The organism is Collinsella sp. AF02-46-1, assembly GCF_003465825.1.
Taxonomy (GTDB): Bacteria; Actinomycetota; Coriobacteriia; order Coriobacteriales; family Coriobacteriaceae; genus Collinsella.
In genome coordinates this window covers 1-1,267 of the sequence record NZ_QSBV01000052.1, presented here as the reverse complement: position 1 = coordinate 1,267, position 1,267 = coordinate 1, and the positions used below count along the sequence as shown (strand labels likewise).

At 65.2% G+C, this 1,267-nt stretch carries 1 protein-coding gene; it reads left to right on the top strand.

The window, feature by feature from the left end:
• The first annotated feature begins 24 nt into the window (after positions 1 to 24).
• Positions 25 to 1,266: an arginine deiminase gene (gene arcA / locus DWV20_RS09810; RefSeq protein ID WP_118256891.1), complete on the top strand. Its 1,242-nt coding sequence runs from the start codon at positions 25 to 27 to the stop codon at positions 1,264 to 1,266.
• Position 1,267: the final 1 nt, after the last annotated feature.

Genomic DNA, 1,267 nt, shown 5'->3' with positions numbered 1-1,267 from the left:
GGCCCGAAAGAAAGGTAGGAGGCCATGACGAAAGGTCTGCACGTGCCTTCCGAGATCGGCAAGCTCAGGAAGGTCTGCCTGCACCGTCCCGGCGACGAGCTCCTCAACCTGCCGCCCGACGAGCTCGAGCGACTCCTGTTCGACGACGTCCCGTTCCTGGAGGTCGCGCAGCAGGAGCACGACACCTTCGCCCAGATCCTGAGGGACCAGGGCGTGGAGGTGCTCTACCTCGAGAACCTCGTCGCAGAGGTGTTCGACCAGGTCCCCGGCGCCCGCGCCGAGTTCACCGACCAGTACATCGCCGAGACAGGCATCCGCGGCCAGCACATGCCGCAGATCGTCCGCGAGAAGCTGGACTCCATCGAGGACAACCTCGAGTTCGTCAAGAAGACCATGGCCGGCATGACCAAGGCCGAGATCGACATGCCCCTCACGGCGTCCACGACCCTCGACTCCCTGGTCAACTCCGAGTCCGAGTCCGACCTGATCATCGACCCGATGCCCAACCTCTACTTCACCCGCGACCCGTTCGCGGTCGTCGGCGAGGGCGTCAACCTCAACCGCATGTACTCGGTCACCCGCAACCGCGAGACCCTGTACGGCAAGTACGTCTTCAAGTACCACCCCGACTACAAGGACGTCTCCCTGTACTTCCGCCGCGACTGCCAGTTCCACACCGAGGGCGGCGACGTGCTGAACATCAACGAGAAGACCCTCGCCGTCGGCATCTCCCAGCGCACCCAGGCCGCAGCCATCGACGTCATGGCCCAGAACATCTTCTGGAACTCCGACTCCAAGGTCGAGCGCATCCTGGCCTTCGACATCCCCGTCTCGCGCGCCTTCATGCACCTCGACACGGTCTTCACCCAGATCGACGTCGATAAGTTCACGATCCACCCCGCCATCATGGGCACCCTGCGCGTCTACGAGCTGACCGCCGGCAAGAACCCGGGCGACGTGAACATCCGCCTGATCGAGGACACCCTCGAGCACGTCCTGGAGGACGCCACCGGCGTCGACCAGGTCAAGCTGATCCCCTGCGGCGGCGGCGACCCGATCGCGGCCTCCCGCGAGCAGTGGAACGACGGCTCCAACACCCTGTGCGTCGAGCCCGGCAAGATCTGCGTCTACGCGCGCAACACCGTCACCAACGACGTGCTGTACAAGGAGGGCCTGGACCTTCTCGTCGTGCCCTCCGCCGAGCTCTCCCGCGGCCGTGGCGGCCCGCGCTGCATGAGCATGCCCTTCTGGCGCGAGGACCTCTAAG